We start from the raw sequence: 443 nt of genomic DNA, 5'->3' as shown, positions 1-443 counted from the left end.
TGGACTACAGGGGTATCTAATCCTGTTTGCTCCCCACGCTTTCGCACCTCAGCGTCAGTAATGGACCAGTAAGCCGCCTTCGCCACTGGTGTTCCTCCGAATATCTACGAATTTCACCTCTACACTCGGAATTCCACTTACCTCTTCCATACTCAAGATACCCAGTATCAAAGGCAGTTCCAGAGTTGAGCTCTGGGATTTCACCCCTGACTTAAATATCCGCCTACATGCGCTTTACGCCCAGTAATTCCGAACAACGCTAGCCCCCTTCGTATTACCGCGGCTGCTGGCACGAAGTTAGCCGGGGCTTCTTCTCCGGTTACCGTCATTATCTTCACCGGTGAAAGAGCTTTACAATCCTAAGACCTTCATCACTCACGCGGCATGGCTGGATCAGGCTTGCGCCCATTGTCCAATATTCCCCACTGCTGCCCCCCGTAGGA

Annotated in this window: 1 rRNA gene; it reads right to left on the bottom strand. The window is 52.1% G+C overall.

The annotated features are described in order from the left end of the window. A 16S ribosomal RNA gene (locus tag OO306_RS28185) occupies positions 1–443 on the bottom strand; the annotation flags it as partial.

Source organism: Pseudomonas sp. DCB_AW (assembly GCF_026240895.1).
Taxonomy (GTDB): Bacteria; Pseudomonadota; Gammaproteobacteria; order Pseudomonadales; family Pseudomonadaceae; genus Aquipseudomonas; species Aquipseudomonas kermanshahensis.
Note: the sequence above shows the minus strand (reverse complement) of the source record. Positions and strands in the feature narration are given on the sequence as shown.